Consider the following 1,881-nt stretch of genomic DNA (forward strand, 5'->3'; position numbering starts at 1 on the left):
TGGGGGCCTTCGCGGAAGAGGGGGTGATGGCTGCGCCGCAACCGGCGATCGTCACGGCCATCCAGGCGATTCCTCCGATGAATCGCAGGTTGCGCATGAAGTCACCCTAGGTGCGGTAACAGTGCATTTACCCTGATTTGAGGTTAAGTGCACGGAGGCTTTAGCGGTCTTGGGTACGTGGGCTTCGCCGCATGACGGGAAGGGCGGATACTGCTATAGGTAGGGCGTACGGCAGATCGGGCGAGGCCGTGCGGCAGGCCCCGAAGAGGAGAGGCCATGAGCGGATATTTCGGCTCTTATGTGGTGGTCCTCGCGCTGTTCGCGATCGGCCTGCTGATCGTCGCCGGGGCGCTGCTCGTCAACCGGGCGCTCCGTCCCAACCGCCCCACCGCCGAGAAGCTGCTCACCTACGAGTGCGGCGTCGACCCGGTCGGCGACGGCTGGGCCCAGTCCCAGGTCCGCTACTACGTGTTCACCTACCTTTATGTGATCTTCGCGGTTGACGCGGTCTTCCTCTTCCCCTGGGCGACGATCTTCGCCGAGCCGGGCTTCGGGACGACCACCCTGGCCGAGATGTTCGTCTTCCTCGGCTTCATCGCGCTCGGCATCCTGTACGCCTGGCGCAAGCGCGTGCTCACCTGGACCTGAACCGGGCGAGCACGAGCACCGACCCTGAAGGAGAATGCGTGCCATGGCAGATCTCCCGATGCCCACGGTGGGCCCGGCCGCACGGCTCGCCCCCAAACCCATGCGCTTCATCCTCAACTGGGGGCGTCGCTACTCGCTGTGGGCGTTCAACTTCGGCCTGGCCTGCTGCGCCATCGAGTTCATCGCGACCTCGATGAGCAGGCACGACTTCATCAGGTTCGGGGTCATCCCGTTCGCCAACGGTCCCCGGCAGGCGGATCTGATGATCGTCTCGGGCACGGTGACCGACAAGATGGCTCCCGCGGTCAAGCGGCTCTACGAGCAGATGCCCGAGCCCAAGTACGTGATCTCCTTCGGTGCCTGCTCCAACTCCGGCGGTCCTTACTGGGACTCCTACTGCGTGACCAAGGGCGTCGACCAGATCATCCCGGTGGACGTCTACGTCCCCGGCTGCCCTCCCCGCCCCGAGGCGCTGCTCCACGGCATCATGATGCTCCAGGAGAAGATCGCCGCCGAGAACCTGGGTGACCGCTATGCCTGACCTGCACCCCTTCACCCACGGCGAGGGCGCCCGGGTGTCGGAGTCCTTCGGCTACCGGACCGTCGACGTGGACGCCGACGACTGGATCGCCCTGCTGGAATCCGCCAGATCCCAGGGGTACGAGTTCTTCGACTGGCTGACCGCGGTGGACGAGCCGCCGGAGGCCTTCGCGGTCGTCGCACACCTGTTCGCCCCGGCCTCTCACGCCCACCTGCTGCTGCGCACCAGGGTGGCGCGCGAGGACCCCCGGCTGCCCAGCGCGGTCGGTGTCTTCCGCGGAGCCGACTGGCACGAGCGCGAGACCTTCGAGATGTTCGGCGTCGTCTTCGAGGGCCACCCGAACCTCGTCCCGCTGCTGCTCCCCGAGGGCTTCGAGGGGTTCCCGCTGCGCAAGGACTTCGTACTGGCCGCCAGGGTCGCCAAGGCGTGGCCGGGAGCCAAGGAACCCGGCGAGTCCGGCCACGGCTCGCCGAGCCGCCGCAAGACGCTCCCGCCGGGGGTGCCCGCCGACTGGGGGCACGAGCGTGGCGGCTGAGACATTCCGGCGACCCGGCAGGCTTCTCCCCCCGAAGGACCGGAGGTAAGCATGATCGCCGAGGTGCTCGACGTCGCGGTCCGGCTGGTCGTGATCGTCGCGGTCTTCCTGGTGCTGCCGCTGGTCGCCGGGCAGATGGAGCACAAGGTCATGGCGC

At 67.4% G+C, this 1,881-nt stretch carries 3 protein-coding genes; all 3 read left to right on the plus strand.

The window, feature by feature from the left end; translation table 11 throughout:
- Nucleotides 1–276: 276 nt before the first annotated feature.
- Nucleotides 277–648 (plus strand): NADH-quinone oxidoreductase subunit A, encoded by a 372-nt coding sequence (gene ndhC, locus ABZ260_RS50580; protein ID WP_350918219.1) that lies wholly within the window; start codon nt 277–279, stop codon nt 646–648.
- A gap of 100 nt (nt 649–748) precedes the next feature.
- Nucleotides 749–1,189: an NADH-quinone oxidoreductase subunit B family protein gene (locus ABZ260_RS50585; protein ID WP_350918679.1), complete on the plus strand. Its 441-nt coding sequence runs from the start codon at nt 749–751 to the stop codon at nt 1,187–1,189.
- The gene (locus tag ABZ260_RS50590) at nt 1,182–1,724 is read left to right on the plus strand and encodes an NADH-quinone oxidoreductase subunit C (protein ID WP_355632996.1); all 543 of its coding nucleotides are present in this window, start codon (nt 1,182–1,184) and stop codon (nt 1,722–1,724) included. The genes ABZ260_RS50585 and ABZ260_RS50590 overlap by 8 nt, the downstream gene beginning before the upstream one ends.
- The last annotated feature ends 157 nt before the right edge of the window (nt 1,725–1,881 follow it).

This window comes from Streptosporangium sp. NPDC006013, assembly GCF_040614275.1.
Taxonomy (GTDB): Bacteria; Actinomycetota; Actinomycetes; order Streptosporangiales; family Streptosporangiaceae; genus Streptosporangium.